General features: G+C 29.6%; 16 protein-coding genes and 3 pseudogenes. 8 read left to right on the top strand and 11 right to left on the bottom strand.

Going from position 1 to position 20,888, the window contains the following annotated elements; translation table 11 throughout:
- Positions 1-44: 44 nt before the first annotated feature.
- From COL3_RS28290 to COL3_RS28260, 7 genes and pseudogenes are all read right to left on the bottom strand, one after another.
- On the bottom strand, positions 45-890 hold the full coding sequence (locus COL3_RS28290) for a hypothetical protein (RefSeq protein ID WP_008418642.1): 846 nt from the start codon (positions 888-890) through the stop codon (positions 45-47).
- Positions 891-1,144: 254 nt separating this feature from the next.
- Positions 1,145-2,582, bottom strand: a pseudogene (locus COL3_RS28285) (HAMP domain-containing sensor histidine kinase).
- A gap of 5 nt (positions 2,583-2,587) precedes the next feature.
- Positions 2,588-3,244 carry a response regulator transcription factor gene (locus COL3_RS28280; protein WP_008418646.1) on the bottom strand — a complete coding sequence of 219 codons (657 nt, stop codon included), beginning with the start codon at positions 3,242-3,244 and terminating at the stop codon, positions 2,588-2,590.
- A gap of 160 nt (positions 3,245-3,404) precedes the next feature.
- Entirely contained in the window at positions 3,405-4,742 is a 1,338-nt protein-coding gene (locus COL3_RS28275; RefSeq protein WP_008418648.1) for a hemolysin family protein, read from the bottom strand.
- Positions 4,743-5,003: 261 nt separating this feature from the next.
- A pseudogene (locus COL3_RS28270) lies at positions 5,004-6,008 on the bottom strand (NAD-dependent epimerase/dehydratase family protein).
- A 130-nt stretch (positions 6,009-6,138) separates the two neighbouring features.
- Positions 6,139-6,720 carry a Crp/Fnr family transcriptional regulator gene (locus COL3_RS28265; protein ID WP_008418657.1) on the bottom strand — a complete coding sequence of 194 codons (582 nt, stop codon included), beginning with the start codon at positions 6,718-6,720 and terminating at the stop codon, positions 6,139-6,141.
- A 19-nt stretch (positions 6,721-6,739) separates the two neighbouring features.
- Complete coding sequence (locus COL3_RS28260; protein ID WP_008418659.1) at positions 6,740-7,600, bottom strand: helix-turn-helix transcriptional regulator; 861 nt, start codon at positions 7,598-7,600, stop codon at positions 6,740-6,742.
- Between the two features lie 200 nt (positions 7,601-7,800).
- On the opposite strand from COL3_RS28260, the gene COL3_RS28255 reads away from it, so the two are divergent.
- The 5 genes from COL3_RS28255 (at position 7,801) to COL3_RS29080 (ending at position 12,812) form a co-directional block, all read left to right on the top strand.
- The gene (locus COL3_RS28255) at positions 7,801-8,763 is read left to right on the top strand and encodes an MraY family glycosyltransferase (protein ID WP_008418661.1); all 963 of its coding nucleotides are present in this window, start codon (positions 7,801-7,803) and stop codon (positions 8,761-8,763) included.
- 22 nt (positions 8,764-8,785) lie between these two features.
- Positions 8,786-9,757, top strand: coding sequence for a phospho-N-acetylmuramoyl-pentapeptide-transferase (mraY, locus tag COL3_RS28250; protein ID WP_008418663.1), 972 nt, complete (start codon positions 8,786-8,788; stop codon positions 9,755-9,757).
- 55 nt (positions 9,758-9,812) lie between these two features.
- Positions 9,813-11,294, top strand: coding sequence for an oligosaccharide flippase family protein (locus COL3_RS28245; RefSeq protein WP_008418665.1), 1,482 nt, complete (start codon positions 9,813-9,815; stop codon positions 11,292-11,294).
- A gap of 149 nt (positions 11,295-11,443) precedes the next feature.
- Entirely contained in the window at positions 11,444-12,541 is a 1,098-nt protein-coding gene (locus COL3_RS28240) for an iron-containing alcohol dehydrogenase family protein (protein WP_008418668.1), read from the top strand.
- Between the two features lie 109 nt (positions 12,542-12,650).
- Positions 12,651-12,812, top strand: coding sequence for a hypothetical protein (locus COL3_RS29080; protein ID WP_008418669.1), 162 nt, complete (start codon positions 12,651-12,653; stop codon positions 12,810-12,812).
- Between the two features lie 177 nt (positions 12,813-12,989).
- Here COL3_RS29080 and COL3_RS28235 read toward each other — a convergent pair.
- Positions 12,990-13,250 (bottom strand): annotated as a pseudogene (locus COL3_RS28235) (GNAT family N-acetyltransferase); the annotation flags it as partial.
- Between the two features lie 100 nt (positions 13,251-13,350).
- On the opposite strand from COL3_RS28235, the gene COL3_RS28230 reads away from it, so the two are divergent.
- Complete coding sequence (locus tag COL3_RS28230; protein ID WP_008418671.1) at positions 13,351-13,668, top strand: hypothetical protein; 318 nt, start codon at positions 13,351-13,353, stop codon at positions 13,666-13,668.
- A gap of 33 nt (positions 13,669-13,701) precedes the next feature.
- Here the strand turns inward: COL3_RS28230 and COL3_RS28225 are convergent, their stop codons facing one another.
- Together COL3_RS28225 and COL3_RS28220 are read right to left on the bottom strand one after the other, a co-directional pair.
- Positions 13,702-14,382: a DUF5680 domain-containing protein gene (locus COL3_RS28225; RefSeq protein ID WP_008418673.1), complete on the bottom strand. Its 681-nt coding sequence runs from the start codon at positions 14,380-14,382 to the stop codon at positions 13,702-13,704.
- A gap of 106 nt (positions 14,383-14,488) precedes the next feature.
- Complete coding sequence (locus tag COL3_RS28220; RefSeq protein WP_008418675.1) at positions 14,489-15,193, bottom strand: 4Fe-4S double cluster binding domain-containing protein; 705 nt, start codon at positions 15,191-15,193, stop codon at positions 14,489-14,491.
- A 225-nt stretch (positions 15,194-15,418) separates the two neighbouring features.
- Here COL3_RS28220 and COL3_RS28215 point away from each other — a divergent pair, with 225 nt between their 5' ends.
- Both COL3_RS28215 and COL3_RS28210 read left to right on the top strand, forming a co-directional pair.
- Positions 15,419-16,117: an ABC transporter ATP-binding protein gene (locus COL3_RS28215; RefSeq protein ID WP_008418677.1), complete on the top strand. Its 699-nt coding sequence runs from the start codon at positions 15,419-15,421 to the stop codon at positions 16,115-16,117.
- A complete protein-coding gene (locus tag COL3_RS28210; RefSeq protein ID WP_008418680.1) occupies positions 16,117-18,360 on the top strand; it encodes an FtsX-like permease family protein in 2,244 nt (747 codons plus the stop codon). Before COL3_RS28215 ends, COL3_RS28210 begins: the two co-directional genes overlap by 1 nt.
- 124 nt (positions 18,361-18,484) lie before the next feature.
- Here the strand turns inward: COL3_RS28210 and COL3_RS28205 are convergent, their stop codons facing one another.
- Positions 18,485-20,860, bottom strand: a complete 2,376-nt coding sequence (locus COL3_RS28205) for a phosphoketolase family protein (protein ID WP_008418682.1) — start codon at positions 20,858-20,860, stop codon at positions 18,485-18,487.
- Positions 20,861-20,888 lie beyond the last annotated feature (28 nt).

The following is a 20,888-nucleotide window of genomic DNA, read 5'->3' as shown; positions in this document are numbered from 1 at the left end:
TATAATTCATACTTATTATACCATAGGAGTATATTATATCAATTTTAACCAACATATTTATTATACTCAAAATCTGCATAGGCTTTTACTGCAAAGCTATCTACTTTACCCGTATATTCATTGATACCTACCATGACTTTTTTATTTTGATCATTTCCATCTTGATAAAAAGCATACCACCCATTTGTTTCATCAGTTCCATCTTTTAAAGTAACATGCTCTTCTTTTACAAGTATACATTTAGGATTCTCTATATCCCCTAGCTTATTTTGTTTAATGAAATCCTCCGCTGTATTTTTTATTTGTTCTTCACTAAGTGTTAATGGAACATCTGATTTATTATAAATCTTGCCAAACACCCTTACCGAATCTACTTCCTTTGTATTTTCATTGAAATCAACATAATAATGTCTATCATCGCTTTCCCAACTAGTAAAAACCATTCCATGTCTTACTTTTACTACTACGTTTTTAAAATATTCCCATAGATCATTAGATCCACCATCATGCATTTTCACTTGCTTATTATATTCTTCCTTCGATATTTTTCCATTCTCATATAAATTCTGCAGTTGTTTTAGTGACTCTGATTTTGCTTTATCCAAAGTTTTCTCATTATATCTTTGTGCATTAAACCATACGTTCTCAGTTGATACGTTAAAGTACTTTTTTAGAGCCTCTGCAGACCTCTCTCTATAAGCTTCATACTCAGGACCATTTATAATATCAAATTCTAGCGAATCTGCCGAAGTATCATTTTTCGTATAAACAATATTTTGATTTATGCTTTCTGTAAAATCTCCTCTTATTATTAATTTATAAAATAAAGCAAAAGCGGATACTACAACTCCTATTGCCAATAATACTGATAGTATTTTTTTTGAGAACATAATAATCCCTCCATATTTTTAACTTTGATTGGCATGTTCAGCAAGTTCTACTCTTTAAGTATAAAATTAAGATGTACCAGATGTTTATTCAAAATGTAAAATAGTTGTAATATTTAACTCATATAATAACCAAAAGAAACAATAAACATATTTATTTCAATATGCTTAGGTTTGTATTTTATATATAACATCTTTTCCTTGAACCCCTAATCATTAAATACAAAATGTAACTTATTTCGGCGCACATACTTAAGTCAAAGTTCCAAATTAGTAAAAATCATTGTTACTTCTGTCCCTCTGCCCAGTTCACTATTTATTTTAATCTCTGCATTATGAATTTCTATTATTTTTTTTACAAATAGATAGTCCAATCCCAGCTCCATTATTTTTTCTGCTCCTTGCTTTGTCACAAACATAGAAAGGCTGCCATATTTTATCCAAGTGTTCTTCAGATATTCCTGAACCCAAATCCTCTATAGACATGAAGGTTTTATTGTCTAAAATAGATACTGTTAAATATATTTTAGAATCATTCTCAGATGCTTTTATAGAATTTTCCACTAAATTGCATAATGCCATCTTAATTAGATCCTTGTCTACTTCTAATACACAGTCCTCTCCTTTAATAATTAGATCTATATTTTTCTCTTTAAGTTTAACAAATAATAACCGTTTAGCTTCATCTATTATACACATTATTTTCTCAGGCTTAAGTTCAATTTCCTGGGTTTTTGCATAAATTAGATCCATCATTTTAAAAGCCATTTGCTCAAGTCTTTTTCCCTCTTTGTAAATATAGTCCGCAGCTTCAAAGAATAATTCCTCATTATACTTTGAGGTTCTTATTAGGTTAGCATATCCAATTATTGAGGTTAAAGGTGTCTTAAGCTCATGAGACAGGTTATTTATAAAGGTTTCTTTTTCGATATTAGATATTTCTAATTCATTTATTTTGTCTTCTATTGCCTGCGCCATCAGGTTAAAGTGATTTGAAAGCACATTAAATTCATCCTTTGATTTTATTTTTATCCTTTCAGAATACTGGCTCAAAGATATTTTTCTATTAGAAGCTATTAATGTATTTATTGGTTTTGTTATGGATCTACTAATAAAAAGCATGAAAACAGAAAATAAAAAACAAATTAAAATATCCAATTTAATAAAAAGAGAAATTTGATTCGTTTTTTCAATGTAAATATTTGATATATCCTTACAATAGTATATTTTTATTGGAACGTCATACGCATTAACTAAACTACTCACATATAAATACTGTTTGTCATTCACAGTTCGAATAATGTAGTTGACTTTCCCTAAAACCAGATTTTCTAATTCCTGTTTCTCTTTTGTGGCAGGAAATTTCATATCTGAATAAAGCATTTTATCATCAGAATCTAAAATTTCTATATCCCCATGCTGTCTAGCTTCATGATTAGTAGAACTGTTATATTCATCCATTAAAGTACCAACCAATATATTTATATCAGAACCTATATCTGAATTAATTTTCTTCATATATATGGAATTAATTGTTATTTGCGAAGAAACAAATTTTTGTTCTGCAAGACATTTATCAATTTCTTTTTCTAGCGAGTCATTATGAAACTTCTGTATTAATATAAATCCAGCTAAATTTAAGGTTAGTATAAGTAAAAATGAAGGAAACAGATATATTTTCAGCCATAGCTTCATATTTATTACTCCTCTAACCTATATCCGATTTTATATACAGTTTTTATGTTATCAGTAATACCAAGTTTCTTTCTTATTTTTTGAATGTGGGTATCTATTGTCCTTGTTTCTCCCATATACTCATAGCCCCATATCTTTTCTAGTAAATGCTCCCTAGATAAAGCAATATTTTTATTTTTAACAAGTATAAGCATAAGTTCAAATTCCTTCAACGTCAGGTCGATTGCCTCACCATCTCTTTTTATAATTCTTTCCTCTTCATATATTTTCAAATTCTTGAATTCTATACAATTGCTATTTTTAGAATATCTCCTTAAGACCACTTCAATTCTAGCAAGAAGTTCAATGGTTTCAAATGGCTTAACAATATAATCCTCTGCTCCAGATTTTAGGCCAGTCACCTTATCAGCAAGTCCATTTTTAGCTGTAAGAAATATTACTGGTATGTTTAATTTCCTTATTTTTTTCATCACTTCAAGTCCATCTATGCCTGGCAGCATAATATCCATAAGTATCAAATCAAAAGTTTCTTCTTTAATCAAATTCAAAGCTTCCAATCCATCAAATATTTGTATACTTTTATAACCTGCCATATTTAAATTTATTTTAATTAAATTAGAAATGGCTTCATCATCTTCCACGATTAAAATCTTTATTTTCAACTATATTCCCCTATAATGTTTAATCGATAATTCTATTGTATAACAATTTTTCAAACAAATTGCAAAATAGTTGTAAAATATAATTATAAACTAAATTAATCTCTCTACTTTTGACAAAAAAAAGCCTCACATTTTCAGTGAGACTTCTTATATTATAGTTTTATAATGCAGCTAGAGATTCTTCTTTATTTTTAATATAAAGTTTTATTTTTTCAATTCTCTTTGCTTTCACTTCTTCTATCTTAAATGTTAAATTTTCATATTCTATGGCTTTTTCCTCTTTATTCTTAGGAATATACCCTATAATTTCAATAATAAAACCACTCATTGTATCATAGTTTTCACTTTCAATGTTTACATTGAAATAATTATTAAACTCATTGATTGACAGCATACCGGATATTATAAAATTATTATTATCAATCTTCTCTACTTCTGGTTCATCCTCGTCATATTCATCATCTATATTACCCATAACTTCTTCAATTAAGTCTTCTATAGAAACTATGCCTGAAAATCCTCCATACTCGTCTACTAGTACAGCTATATGTTTTCTAGACACCTGCAATTCTTTAAATAGTTCGTCAATGCTTTTATTTTGTGAAACAAAATATGGTGGATGCAAAATACTTCTAATATCCACATTTTCAAATCCACATTTTCGAGCCTCACTAAGGAAATCTTTCATATATAGAATGCCAATAATATTATCTATATCATCTTCATATACAGGGATTCTTGAATATCTTTCCTCTATCAATTCATCTAAATATTCATTTAATGGAGTTTCTATATCAATCATATATACTCCTGTTCTAGGTGTCATTACTTCATGAGCTATTTTATCATCAAATTCAAATATGCTATTTATCATTTTCTTCTCAGTTTCATTTATAGCTCCATGTTCTTGTCCAACTTCTACAAAAGACTTAATCTCTTCTTTTGATACTTTTTCGTTGGAATCATCATTATCAAGATGGACTAATCTTACTAATATATTAGTTGACGCAGAAAGCAGCCTTACAAAGGGAATTGCAATTTTAGATATATATATTATTGGTTGTACAGAAAACATTGCAATAGCTTCTGATTTTTTTAGTGCTATTCTCTTTGGAAAAAGTTCTCCAAATACTAATGTAATATATGACAGTATAATTGTCACAATTATCAAGGCAGCTTGTCTACTATAAGGAATATTATATCCCCTTAGATAAATAGCCAAATCGTTTGATATTCCAGTTGCTGCTGAAGCACTACTAAAAAAACCTGCAAGTGTTATTCCTACTTGTACAGTAGATAGGAAATTGGTAGGTTCCTCCATGAGATTTGATAAAAGTTTTGCTTTTTTATTTCCTGCTTCTTCAAGAAGCTTTATCTTATTTTTATTTAGTGATACGATAGCCATCTCTGCTGATGCAAAAAACGCATTAATCAACGTTAAAATAACTATCAAAATTAACTGAAACGTTATACTCGTCTGTTCCGGGTCTAAGTCCATAAGTGTTTTTCCTCCCAAGATAAAGTTTTTTAATGTAATAATATCACAAATATTACAAACAGTAAAGTTGACAAAAAAGATCATCATTTATTTATTCTTCAACCATCTACATATTATTATATTTTATAATATTACTTTATTGACTTATTTATTAGTTCCAGTATAATTTTTTTTTGTATCGTAAAAAAATTTCTATTCTTTTTATGGTTAATTACCAAACTAATTTAAATCTAAATATTACCATCTATTTATACCTACTTGTTAAATTACTGTTGATGAAATTCTCTTAAAATAATCTTCCAACGCTTCTGCGCCTGGCTTAGGATTAAAACCTAAATCCTTTTTTGATGTAGTTAGATCATAGTGTCTATTTATTCCACCATAATATAATTCTACTTGACTTCCAAGTAGTAATGGCTGGGCATTATTCTGTTTTGCTTCAGCTTCAAGCTTATCAGCTAATATTAACAACTGCTCTTTAGTATATTTTTGTGGTATCTCTAAATCTGGAACAAACTTCTTTGCAATTTTAATTATTTCATCTGAAGTTACAGGTTCTTCATTTGCTAAAATATATCTTGTACCTTTTACTCCTTTTTCAGCTGCTGTAATCATACCCTGTATAACATCATTTACATCTATTGGAGTCATTTCAGTTATATAATTAATCTTCATCTTACCTAAAAGGATACTATCAAAACCAAGCATGGTCGGAGTCTTCTTTAAAAATTCTCCACCAATCATTGCACCTGAAAGAACACTTACCATATCTAAATCATATTTTTCTGCCAATTCCCAAGCTCTTTTTTCAGAACGGGCTTTTGAATCAAAATATGCATTACCATGACTACTTTCAAGCCATGTAGTTTCATCAATTTTGTTTCTCGAGTTCATCTTGTCCAAAGATAATGCTGCCACAGAGCTTACATAAACTATTTTTCTTACCTTAGCCTCTTTTGCTGCTTCCATTATATTTTGAGTCCCTATAACATTCGGAATAATTATTTCTTTTTCAGGATCTTGAGCCCAATGCTTAAATACTGCTGCTACTTAATATAGTGTATCTACTCCATCAAGTGCCTTGCGTAATGAATCTTTATCCATAAGATCTGCATATACTACTTCACAATCAAGTCCTATAAAGGCTTCTTTATCATTTATATTTCGCACACTTGCTCTGACCTTTTCTCCTTTTTTTAATAACTCCCTTACCAAATTGTTACCCAAGTGACCATTTGCACCTGTTACTAAAGAAATTTTCTTCATAATTAACTCCTCCTAAATAATCAAAATTGAAATTATAGATATATTAACGCGAAAATTTCTAATTGTAATTGACATATGTCAATTGCCAAAAAAACATCAAATAACTTCATTTGATGTTTTCGAAATATATTTATTCTGTTTTCATACTTCTCTTAATCCTGCTAAGAGAACTTGCTCTTACTCCAATAAAAGAAGCAATGTATGCTTGATTTATTCTATCTTCTAAGGAAGAATATTCTCTTTTAAACTCTTTATATCTTTCTAAAGCATCCTTCATAAGTAATGCCTTTTCACGATTTAAAGTATTAATAAGTATTTTCCGGATATACTCGTTGAATATTATCTTCATTTGATTGCTTTCCTTCATTCCTTGATTTATGGAGCCATAAGGAATAATTACACAAATGCAGTCTTCCAAACTTTCTACACTAAAAGTAGTTTCTCCACTCCTTAATAATCCTTCAGCACAGGCAAATTCAGTTTCACATGCAAAACATTTTGTAACATCATTACCTGATTCATCTATATAATATCCCCTAATAATTCCTTTATGAATATAATACAACGAAGAAGGTATTTCCCCCTGTCTAAGAATAATTGTACCTTTGGGAACTATCCTTATAGCAGCTGTGGAATTAAATAATTCTTTTAAATCTTCTTGAAGCTCCATTTTAAATCCTGCTTCAATATAATCACTTGGTTTACAAATCATAATTTATCACCTCTTTAAACTATGACAGTTTTAAAATAAAATTATAAGCAGCTTCATCTTCCCATTGAGATATTTTGATATGACCTAAATTAGCTCCTTCAACATTAAAACTCAAAATTTCCTTTAAATTAGCGTAATATTCGTCTCTATTCAATCTTACTTTACTAAATAGAATTTTTTGAACACATGGCTTACTATTTGCATCTGATGGAAGCATCATCATTGCCACGCCCCCCACATATTTATTCTTATTTACATTAGGTTTAATCATATTTATATAAGTAGTTCCATCATTGTGACTATTCAAATTAAAGAATATAATCTTATCTGAAATAGTAAATCTTCCTGTGAAACATTTTATAACCTTTCCGCTGGAACAAATTTTAAAGCTAACATTTTCCTTATGAATTTCCATAACGCCTTCATGTATAGCACCTTCTTTTGCTATGTTAGTCACGAAAAAATATACATAATACCTTTCATCAAATATATTATGTTCAATTCCCGTATCATTTTCTAAACTTTCAATATCAACTGCAGTTAATGGTATAGAAATAAGTTTTTCTATTTCTATATTGTATACTTCACAAATATACAGCAACGTTTCTATTGATGGAAAGGCATCTCCTGATTTGTATTTTGATAACAAGTCCTCAGATATTCCAATTTTATTTGCAAGATTCTTTTGTGTTGACTCCAGTTGAATTAACTTTTTCAAATTATAAATGAAAGCTTTAGAAGTCTTTTCATATATATCATTTTTCAAAGCTTTTACTTCGTTAATATTATTTGACATAATATCAAGATTGCTTTTAATATAACTTAATTTGTTCTTGACCTTTTCATCTATTTCTTTAAGTTCTTGTAAATCTTTATTCAATTTCATCACTCCATATTCTTATCATATAATGATAATCATGCAAATTGAATTATATTCAACTTAATCTTTGATGATTTTCAAGTATATTAGATACTTATATATATCAATTGATACAATTCAATTACTATATTACCATATTAATGAAAACTTCAAAACATTTATGTAATGTATAAAATTTATTATTGACTTAGGAGGAAACAATGGATTTTTTGCGTGCTTTTACTTTTTCATTATTAATGATGTTGTTTATAACACCAAAGCTTATGCAATTAGCATATAAAATTGACTATCTTGAAAAACCTAAAATAGATTGTGAACGAAAGATACATAACGAAGCCAAACCGTACTTAGCTGGAGTAGGAATATTTTTTTCCTTTTGGATTGCCTACTTTAGTATAAATCCAGTCTGTAATATAAAAAATATAATTATTTTTTTGAGTTCACTCTTAATTTTTATTGTAGGAATGTTTGATGATTACTACAAAATTAAGAAAAAGGACTTAAAGGCTCTTCCAAAGATGATTTTTCAGCTACTTGCATGTATATTAGTATATGAAGCAAGTGGTGTTAAATTTTCAGGAATTACAAATCCATTTGATGGATCTTATGTTGTGCTTCCAATATGGTTACAGTTTACTTTGACTATTTGCTGGTTATTCGGAGTTACTACTGTAATCAATTTTATTGATGGCATGGATGGCTTAGCTGGAGGAATAACTTGTATATCTTCCTGTACTTTATTCTTAGTTGCATTAGTTAAAAATGATTTGTCCTCTGCTCTAATGGCAATAATCTTAGTTGGCATCTGCTTAGGATACTTAAAATATAATAAATTTCCCTCAAAAATTTTAATGGGTGATTCTGGTGCTACTTTTTTAGGTTTTATTTTAGGCATTATCTCTCTAGATGGAGCCTTCAAGCAGGCTACTGCTATTTCAATCTTTATTCCCATTTTAGTACTAGGCTTACCTATATTTGATAATATTTTTGTATTATTTAAAAGAATCCATGAAGGAAGACCTATTTATATTGGCGACGCCAGCCAAATACACTTTAGATTATTAGCAAAAGGACTTAATCAAAAGCAAGTGGTTTATTTGTTATATCTAGCCTGTGCCTGCTTGAATTTAAGTGCAATTGTTTTATTATTTTTAAAAATATAAGTATAGTTTAAGGAGATTTATTATGACTCTAATTATTTTAGGAATATTAAGCAGCTTTTTTATAACTTTTTTAATTGGAAAACTATTTATTCCAATAATACGTACATTAAATTTAGGTCAAAACATCCGAGATGAGGGTCCTGAAAGTCATCTAAAGAAAGCAGGTACTCCCACATTTGGAGGTATTATATTTATATTATCAAGTATTGTAGTTACTTTAGTCTTATGTAAAGAGTATAAAAGTGAAGGAATGATAAGTTTATACGCATTGGTAACATTTGGTCTTGTCGGCTTAACAGATGATATATTAAAAAAACTACATAAACACAATGAAGGCCTAACTCCAATTCAAAAGATGTTTTTACTGTTAATAGCTTCATGGATTTTTGCATTCTATGCCTATAACACTCCATCAATAGGCAGTTCTATCTATGTTCCAATCATTAATACTGCAGTAGATATAAAACTAATGTATATACCATTCATAATTTTTTATTATATATGTACCACTAATGCTGTAAACTTAACTGATGGCCTAGATGGATTATGCAGTACCATAACAATAATTGTAATGATATTTTTATTAATTTTAAGTTTTTCTTTGAAACACTACTCTCTTTCTGTTTTCTGCGGAATTATTGTTGGCTGTTTATTAGCGTTTTTAATATTTAATGTTTTTCCTGCTAAAATTATTATGGGTGATACAGGCTCCTTAGCCCTTGGAGGTGCTATAGCAACTGTAGCTATGATACTTAAAACTCCCCTTGTAATAATTATTATTGGAGGTATATATGTTGTTGAAACTTTGTCAGTTGTAATACAAGTAGCTTCATTTAAGCTATATGGAAAGCGCGTTTTTAAAATGGCACCAATTCATCATTCTTTTGAATTATCAGGTTTTCATGAAACTACAATAGTTGCAATGTTTTCCATTGTAACAGTAATTTTATGTCTTGTTGCATTTTTATTATTTTTAGTTCCAATTTCTATATAGCTGTAATCACACATAACACATTCACAATCTATTTTTATATACTAAGGAGTAACTTATGTCTAAATCAATATCTAAAAATGCTTTTTTCAAGGCAATTCTAAATCTATCTAATATAATTCTGCCAATAATAGTAATGCCAATAGTTCTTACCGCAATCCAAGATAGATTAAATGGATACATAACTATGGGAGAAACCTGGACTGCTGTTTTTATGATTTTTGCAAGCTTCGGAGTTTATCAATATGGCTTAAGGGAAGTAAGTAAGGTAAGAGATGATAAAAAGAAACTAAGGCAGACAATTACTAGTTTATTTATAATTACTACTGCTACAACAGCTGTAACTTCTATTTTATATACCCTTTTTTTAATTCTATTTCACAAAAACGATGCATATTTTTACACCTGCATGGTGATGGGATTAAACATAGTCTTTAACCTATTTAATGTTGAATGGATTAATGAAGCTTTAGAAAATTATGATTTTATAGCAGTAAAAACTATGCAAATCAAAATAATATATAATTTATTGACAATATACTTTGTAAAAACTCAGGAAGATTTTTTGTTTTACATTTATCTTACTTGTGGCATCAATTTTATTAATAATATATCTAGTTTCGTATATATAAAAAAGAAAATACAATTTGACTTTTCCAACCTATCTATAAAAAAGCATATTAAGCCTATGTTTTCAGTTGTAGTACTTGCCAATACATATATTCTATACACCTGGCTTGATAAAATAATGATAAATAAAACTATAAACTCTACAGAAGCAGGCTACTATGGAGTAGCTCAAAAGATAATGTCTATGATAGATCTTTTATTGTTTACAATAGTTCAAGTTTCCATGTCCAGACTTACTAATTACCTAGAAAATCATTCAAAAGAGGTTTACTTAAATTTATTAAATAAGGTGGTCAAGGTATACTTTTTATTATTGTTTCCAGCTTCAATAGGACTTCTTGGAGTTTCTAAACAAGTTGTTATAATAATGGGAAAAGGTACTAATACCTATCTTCCTGCTGTACCAATACTTATGGTGTTTTCTATATATATGCTGACTATAGGAATTGATCGAATTATTGCAGATCAGATAATTTATATTTTCGGAAGAGAGAAAACAGATGCCAAGTTGGTATTAATCGGCGGCATAATAAATTTAATATTAAATCTGCTTTTAGTTATTACTAATATCTTTACACCAACTACAGTAATTATAACAACTTTGCTTGCAAATCTAGTAGTTATAGCAATGGAATATAGACTAGTAAAAAAAGAACTTAACCTAGATATACACTTATTTGCCTTTGATAATTTAAAATACTTATATTACTCTTTAATATTTATTCCAGTAACTTTTTTTATAAATAAATATGTATCTGGAATTTTATTATCGTGCTTTCTTGATGTAACTGCATGCTGCAGCATTTACTTTATAATACTCAGATTAACAAAGGATGATGTATTCTTTGATTTACTAAATATTATTCTTCAGAAAATTAAGATACTACTTAGTTTATCATCTACCCTTTAATAATTATAATTAGGTCAACATAAAACAACTGTGTTCTTCTAAATTCCATTGAAAAATATTTTTTATAATATCACATAATTGGCCTATTATTTATCTTTTGTGTATAATTGTTATAAGTATTTTTATAGAATTTGAAAGGAAGATGATTTATGGAATTTAAATATTCTATGCCTACAAAAATATACTTTGGTAAAGATTCAGTTTTGAAAAACAAAGAAGTATTTAGTTCTTTAGGTAGTAAAGCTTTAATTGTTACTGGAAAGAGTTCTGCTAAAAAAAATGGTTCCTATGAAGATGTTGTCAAAGCACTTTCTGAAACAGGGGTTGAGCATATTCTTTTTGATCAGGTGGAAGAAAATCCTTCGTTGGAAACAATAGAAAAAGGCGGCAATATCGGTAAAACAAATAATGTAGACTTTATTATAGGTATTGGTGGAGGCTCTCCTATGGATGCTGCTAAAGCTATTGCTATTTTTGTAAAAAATCCAGATATAAATATAGATAATATTTTTAGTGGAAAACAACTAAAAAGTATTCCTGTTGTAGCTGTGGCAACAACTTCAGGAACAGGCTCAGAAGTTACTCAGTACAGTATTGTAACTTCAAATAAAGAAAAGGTAAAGAAAAATTTAGGACAGTCAATATTTCCTGTAGCTGCCTTTCTTGATAGCAAGTATACTTTCAATTTATCTTATGATATAACTGTAAATACAGCTATAGACGCCTTTACGCATTTAGTTGAGGGATATCTAAATTCAAATAGTACTTATATGTCTGATATTTATGGTGAAAAAGGTTTTGAATTATTTAAATACTGCTTCGAAAAACTTATTAACAAAAACCTCGATAATGAATTTAGAGATAAAGTTATGCTGGCATCAACTTTAGGAGGCTTACAAATATCTCAAACCGGAACTTCCCTGCCTCATGGTATGGGCTATCCCCTTACGTACTTTAAGGGACTTCCTCATGGCCTAGCCAATGGAGTTCTAACAATAGAATATTTAAAATCTTTTAAAGATAAAACAAAGCTTGAAAAAATGCTAAGAATTCTTAAACTAAATTCATTAAACGATTTAGAGGAAATCTTCAAGCAATTATTTAAAGTAAACATCCAAATAACAAAAGAAGAAATAATGGAATATTCCAAAGCTTTTGTTGCTAATAAAGCAAAATTAAAAAATCATCCTGAAGAAGTATATTTAGAAGACATATTGGAAATTTATAGCAAAAGTCTTTCAAAATAATCATTGAAAGTGATAAACTTCCTGTTATAAATGGGAGGAATGAAGGTAAAATATATTTGTTAGATAATTTAAATAATTAAGAGTCACAAAATGAAAGGGGAACATAATTATGGTTAGAAACGCATATGACGTTAAAGGTTTAAAGATACTAAATTCAGATGATTCAGTTCAAAGTTCCGCTAGCAGCGTTTATTCTGGCAGTGCTAAAAAGTCTGCTTCAAAAAAAGGTAATATAACAAGTTCTTCAGATTCATCAAACAATTTAAAATAAAATTAATATACAAAAGTTACATATTAATTTAAATAAAGTTCTAATAACTAAAAATACCCCACATAAACTTCAAGGGATAATATATTTTCCCTTGAAGTTCATGTGGGGCATATATTTGTATAAAGATTATTCCCTATATGAGTATCGTTCAGCATTCAAATATAACCGTATAGTTCTTCATAAGATTTTCTCAAAAGCTATTCTTTTGCTTCCATCTTCTAAATAAATTACTCCACAATATTCAAATTTGTTTTTCTTAAGTAATTTTTGCATAGATATATTTTCTTCATGAGTATCAACTTTAATACTATGTACACCCCTATTTAAGCAAAGCTTCTCAACGCTCCCGATTATTTGAGATTATAATCCTAATCCTTTATATGTGTTGTCAACAGCTATTCTATGAATAACCGCATACTCATTATTACTGATCCACTTTGTTATTTAACAAGCTCAACTTACATAAATTATTTTCATACTCCACATAATAAAATTGATCTATATTATTTATATACGATTATGAAAGGTGGGTTCGTTAATGAAGAAATTTATTACTGTATTTTTTCTTTCATTATTTTTATTTTTAAACATTAATTCTATTTCTAGTATTGCTGAATCAAAATCTTTTACTCAGGGACTTTACTATTATAAAGATACAGGCTTAACTACTGGTTCTACTTATAAAATTAGAAACTCATCACCTACTGGTAAAGCTGTAGTTATTGTTTTTGATGGGAATCAAATGATGCAAGAATTTATAAGATTAGAGCCTAATTCTCCTGATTATATTGTTAAGCCTCTTGATTTTGATTCCATAATCATAATTATTGGTGGAGGCTCAGTTACATTTTCTTAAAAGGTACCTAATAGGTATCTTTTAAGGATTTAACTATTTTATTAATCCTCCATGGAAAATACACTCATAAACCTTAATATTATCAAAATATATTTCCTCATGTCCTTGAAACCAGTTAAATTCGCCATTTATAATACAATGATATTTATGCTGTCCATTTTGATAAATAATAGGACCTCTATACGGATTTTCCTTAGTTACTAAACTCAAAACCTCCTTTAGAAAGCTGCCTGAGAATTTATCATCTATCACTCTTCCAATATAATTCATTGACCAAAATGGAATATTATCTTTCCATAAAGCTTCTTCACCCGAAAAATTTCTGCCTCCTAAATATGTGTCTATATATTTTAAATTTCCCTCCATATATTCTAAATCGTGAGAATTTGGTCTTGAAGATTTACTCTCTGGTCCCTTTCCAGCATATGTTGATCTTTTGGCCCTGCATAAGAAATCAATTATCTCTTCACCTATAGAGTTAACTTTATTTTCTTCTATGCATAATCTGCAATTTTCTTCATAATCATTAACCAGTTTATCAATGCTTACTTTAAAAAAATCACTTAATGCAATCAATCTTGCAATATCAGGATAAGACTGTCCCACTTCCCATTTTGCAACCGCCTGTCTTGAAATCCCCAGGATTTCAGCTAATTTTTCTTGTGACAGACATTTTGCTTTTCTAAGTGTTTGCAATTGTTCTTGAAAACTCATAATTTAATCACCTCTAATACCATTATAATGACATATTACTATATTTCTACCAAGTAAATATAACAAAGATAACAACTAGAAGTTGCTTCTAAAAAAAGAATTTAAGTTACTTTTTTCCAAATGGACAGGCACAAAGGCACATACCACATATTTCAAGTTTATCTTCTTCCTTAAGTTCATGAAAATATTCTTCACATTTTCTTACATCCAACCTTACATCCCGAGGTTCATGTTCTACATAATTTCTACCAAGTATAGCTTGTGCAGGACATATTTTTACACACTCGTTACAGCTACCACATCTACTTTCTAATATTTCTTTATTTTCTTCAAAGGGAGCATCTGTTAATACTGTTGTCCATCTTACGCGAGGACCATGATCAAGATTAATTAAAAGACAGTTCTTCCCTATCCATCCAAAACCAGCAAGCCTTGCAGTAAGTTTATGTGATATTGAAGCGCAAACTCTATTACTATCTATACGTTCTGCAGCTGGTAATGGCATTACTTTATAGCCCTCACGTTGTATTACCGAACTAACAATGGAAGCAAAATTATCGAGTCGATTGTTAATTACATCATAGGCATGTGTTTGGTATTGAAGTACATTTTCATATATATCTCTATCTTTTAGAAGATCTACAATGCTCTTTTGCAATACTATTCCTATAGATAATGCTCTTGGGTAATCATACAATAAAGAACCACTGATTTCTCTAATTTCGTTTGAAACCTGACTTATTCCTGCAACACCAATAAAATCAATACCATGGATATCACCTAATTCTTTTATTCTTTCTAGCAAACTCATATTTCTTACCTCCATAAAATTATAATTCATTTATAATATTATAATTGTTTCAAATTTTTCCTTAAAATGCAATTATATTTTAATTTGATTATTATTTATAACCAATAGTTTGTAAATAGTATATTTACATTGAATAAAGTAATATCCTTGTGCTAACACTAGTATACGAACCTTTTCAATCCTTATTAAGTTGGAAACAAATAGTATTTTATAAGGAGGCAAATAATGTTTTTGAAAGTAGAAAATTTAAAGAAAAGCTATAATACAGGTGATATAACCTCAACAGTTTTAAATGGTGCATTTATAAGTTTAGAAAAGAAAGAAATAGGTGTAATACTTGGACCTTCTGGTTCCGGAAAATCAACCCTTCTTAACATTATTGGAGGAATTGACAGATGCGATTCAGGTAAGGTTTCAGTTGATAACATAGATATTACTACACTAAGTGACAATAAACTTACAGATTATAGACGAGAAAATATCGGCTTTATATTTCAATTTTATAATCTAATCCCTAACCTTACTGTAGTTGAAAATATAGAGGTTGTTTCAAATATAAGCAAATCACCGCTTAACGTTGATGAAGTTCTAAAAGCCGTATGTATGTCAGATAAAAAATTTAGATTTCCAAGGGAACTTAGTGGTGGTGAGCAACAGAGAGTTTCTATTGCAAGGGCTATAGTTAAAAATCCAACCCTTTTGTTATGCGATGAGCCAACAGGTGCTCTTGACTTTTCAACCTCAAGAGAGATATTAAAACTTCTTCAGAAGGTAAACAAAGAGTTTGGCACAACTATACTTATGATAACTCATAACACTGCAATTAGCGCTATGGCTAATAAGGTTTATAGGGTTAGAAGTGGTGAAATTGTAGAAAGCATAGTTAATCGTATAGCCATGCCTGCAGAAAGGATTGAGTGGTAATGATTATTAATAAAAAACTCAAGCGAACCATGCTGGAAAGCAAATCACAATATATTGGTTCACTAGTACTTATTGTTTTTAGCTGTTTACTTTTTACAATGTTTAATTTGGTTTCAAAGAATCTTACACAATTATCAATTTCCTTTGAAAAAGATTATAAACAAGAGGATGCAAATTTCACAACTACTCTAAGACTAAGTAATATTGAAACCTTGGAAGCAAAATTTAATATGAATATTGAGGAAACAAAATCATTTGACTACTCGATATCAGAAGATAAAACCCTAAGAATATTCAGTGAAAATAGAAAGGTTAATATTCCTGCTATAATTCAAGGAAAATCTCTAAATAGAGGTGATATCCTCATAGATCCCTCCTATGGAAAATCTAATAACTTGAACATTGGGGATAATATAAAAATTAATAATAGAAATTTTATAATATCAGGTTTTATGTCTCTTCCTAACTATATCTATCCCTTAAAAAGTGAATCAGATATAATGAATGACCCAAACAGCTTTGGAGTAGCTGTTATAAATAAAGAGGATTTTAATAGTTTAAATAAAGGCAATGTTTCTTATTCCATAAGATTTAATGGTGACAGAAGTAATATAGATAATAAGATATTCGATTTTAAAGATTATCTAAGAAGTGAAAATATTATTCTTCTCAGCTGGATGAACACAAGTGACAATCCAAGAGTTACGTATTTTACAGCAAAGCTTTCTGGAATTGATAAAATGAGTTCTTCCATGCCTATGTCTGTACTTCTTTTAACCTGCATATTAACTGGGATAGTTATGTATAGAATGCTACAGAGAGAAGCTATTATTATAGGAACTCTTTATGCATTAGGTTACAGAAAAAAAGAGATTATGAAGCATTATCTTCTATACCCCATAGTCATTTCACTTGTAGGCGGTATTCTAGGAACTATCCTTGGATTATTAACCTTAAAACCTATGATGAACTATTATGTATCATTCTTTAATATTCCTGTAGGTTATTTAAGCTATGATATAAACTATATTATAATAAGTATTTTGCTGCCAATATTCTTCTTAGTAATCTGCAGTTACTTTGTAGTTAATAAATCTCTAAAAAATTCACCAATCCAGTTAATGAGAGGTGGCGCTGAAAAGAATAAGGTTGGTTTCCTAGAAAGAAAAGTAAACCTTGAAAGATTGAGTTTTAATACTAAATTTAAAATACGTGAGCTCTTAAGAAGCATACCAAGAAGCACATTTCTGTTACTTGGCATAATTATGTCAACAATGTTGCTACTAATGGGCTTTGCATCTAAGAGTTCAATGGATTCTTTACTTAAAGAATCCTTTAATGAAGCCTTTAAGTATAATTACCATTATGTATTCAACGCTCTCCAAAACGGTAAACCTGAAAATGGAGAACCCTTTTTGGAAGTGCCATTTGCAATGAAATACGACAATAAAACTAATTTTACTGTGTATGGTGTAAATCCTGATTCAAAGTATATTTCCTTTAAGGATAAATCAGGTAATATATTGAAACCTGACAGGATTATTATTACAAGACCTTTAGCTGATAAATTAAATATAGCTCCAAAAGATACTCTAAAGCTTATAGATAGATTGGATTCAAAAGAATATAGTATAACAGTTGACAGCATTGCAGAAACATTTGTAGGCCAGTATGTTTATATGCCACTAGATACTCTTAATAATATGCTTGGTTTCCCTTCTGGAAGCTATATTGGATTATGGAGCACAGAAAAAATAGATATTCCAGAAAATAAGCTATTAACAGTTGTGACAGTTGATGATATGAAAAAGGCTTTTGATACAATGACAAAACCGCTTCAAGCAGTAATAGGAAGTATAGCTTTTATATCCTTTATACTTGGGCTTATTGTAATATATGTTGTTACTTCTCTAACAATAGAGGAAAATAAAGATAATATTTCTCTTTTAAAGGTTTTAGGTTATAGAAAAAAAGAGATTTACTCATTAATTTTAAATAGTTCCAGGTTTATAGTAGTGCTTGGCTATATACTCGGCGTACCACTCCTTCTTGGTTCCCTAACTGCACTTTTTAAATCAATGACAAAAGAGATGAGTATATCATTTCCTGTAACTATTAATTATATCTACGTTCTGATTGGCTTTGTAATAATATACTTAACCTTTGAACTCTCAAAATTACTTAGCAGAAAAAAGATAAATAGAATTTCAATGGCTGAAGCATTAAAGTTAAGGATTGAATAAAAAGTTTAATTTTCTCATATTCTAAATAATCTAATAAAAAAGAGCTGAACACTAATATTTTAGTGCAGCAGCTCTTTTTTATTTATATTGATGCCTCTGGCATTCTTTAATTGAATGTAGTGGATTAGTTAAGGCCTTTCCATTGCCAGTTAGCAATCTCTGGCATTTCAACACCATGTTCATGAACAAATTTAGTATGCGTATCTAATTTTTCGTTCATTTCTTGGATAATATATGCGCCCTTATTACCTAATTGCGGCAAGTGGTATATTGCATCTTTAACAAGATTGAAACGATCTAATTGATTTAACACACGCATATCAAATCCAGTTGTGATTTCACCTTTATCTCTGTAACCATGAACAGAAACATTGTGGTTAGCACGTTTGAAGAATAAAGTATCTATTAAGTTTTCATAACCATGGAAACCAAAGATAATTGGTTTGTCAGTAGTGAAAATCATGTTAAACTCTGCATCAGATATACCATGTTCATATACTTCTGGAGATTGTAATTTTAATAGATCAACTATATTAACAAATCTAATTTTTAATTCTGGTAAGTAATCATGTAATAATTGTACAGCAGCTAAACCTTCAAGTGTTGGAGTATCACCAGCTGTTGCAAATATGATATCTGGTTCCGAACCTTTATCTGTACTTGCCCATTCTACGATACCTAAACCATTATTAACCAAATATTCTGCTTCATCAATAGTGAACCATTGTTGTCTTGGATGTTTTGAAGCTGTTAAAAGATTTACTTGATTACGGCTTCTTAAACATTTATCAAAGGTTACAAGTAAAGTATTTGCATCTGCTGGTAAGTATTCATGGATTAAACCAGAATTTTTATCAGCTAAATGTCCAAGCATTCCTGGATCTTGATGAGTATAACCATTATGGTCTTGTTGCCAAATATGAGAAGTCATAATTAAGTTTAATGATGAAATTTCTTCTCTCCATGCAATTTCTTCACATTGGTTAAGCCATTTAAAGTGTTGTGTAACCATTGAATCTACTACACGTAAGAATGCTTCATAGCTATGTATAAATCCATGACGACCAGTTAAAAGATAAGCTTCTAAAGCACCTTCAGCAGCATGTTCACTTAACATTGAGTCAAATACACGTCCGTCTGCTGATAAGAATTCATCATAAGGTTCATTGATTTCCCCAACCCATTGACGGCTTGTTTCTTCAAACATTGCATATAAACGGTTTGATGCAGCTTCATCTGGACTGAATGCACGGAAATTACGTTCTTTTTTATTTAATTTCATAACGTCACGAACATACTTACCTAAAACAAGCATATCTTGTGCAACTTCTTTACCTTTTTCTTGATTACCAAGAGCATATTCACGATAATCTGGTAAACGTAAATCTCTTAAGATTTTGCCACCATTTGTTGAAGGGTTGCATGACATACGTTTATCGCCTTTAGGAATGATTTCAGCGATTTCATCAACTAACTTACCATCTTCAGTAAATAATTCTTCTGGACGGTAACTATTCATCCATTTTGCGAAGTCGTCTGCATATTCCATATGCTTACTATCAAAAGGAATTGGAACTTGGTGTGCACGGAATGAACCTTCAATTGGAGCTCCATTTAATTCTTTTGGACCTGTCCATCCTTTAGGTGTTCTGTTAAGAATAACTGGCCATTTAGGTCTAGACATATCGTTGTTTAGAGTTGCATTCTTTTTAATAGCTAGAATTTTTTCTATAGCTTCATCCATTTTTTCTGCCATTAATCTATGCATTACTTCAGGTTCATCTCCTGAAACAAAGATTGGATCCCATCCTAAGCCTTCAAAATACTTTTGTAATTCTTCATCAGTCATACGAGCCATAATAGTTGGGTTACTAATCTTGAATCCATTTAAGTAAAGTATTGGCAATACAACACCATCTGTAATTGGATTTATAAATTTATTTAATTGCCAAGAACCTGCTAATGGTCCTGTTTCTGCTTCACCATCTCCAACTACAACTGCAGCAATTAAATCAGGGTTATCTAAGATAGCACCAAAACCATGCATTACAGAATAACCTAATTCTCCACCTTCATGTATTGAACCAGGAGCTTCAGGAGTTGCATGTGAACCTACTCCGCCTGATGATGAGAATTCTTTATATAGCTTTGATAATCCTGGTATATCTTGAGTAATTTCAGGGTATATGTCGCTATAGCTACCATCTAAGTAAGAGTTAGAAACCATAACTTGTCCACCATGACCTGGACCAGAAATATATAACATATTTAAATCGTATTTGTTAATTACACGGTTTAAATGAGAATAAATAAAAGTTTGTCCAGCAATTGTTCCCCAGTGACCAAATACTGCATTTTTTACATGTTCTGGCTTTAATGGTTCTCTTAATAAAGGATTTCCCTTAAGATACAATTGTCCAACTGATATAAAATTAACAGCTCTCCAATATGCGTCTACTTTCTTTAAATAACTTTCAGAAGAATAATCAATATTTGTCATTTTATAGAATCCCCTTTTCTATGTATTT

This window comes from Clostridium sp. LS (assembly GCF_002760435.1).
Taxonomy (GTDB): domain Bacteria; phylum Bacillota; class Clostridia; order Clostridiales; family Clostridiaceae; genus Clostridium.
The sequence above is the reverse complement of the archived record's forward strand: the minus strand, read 5'-3'. Positions and strand labels throughout refer to the sequence as shown.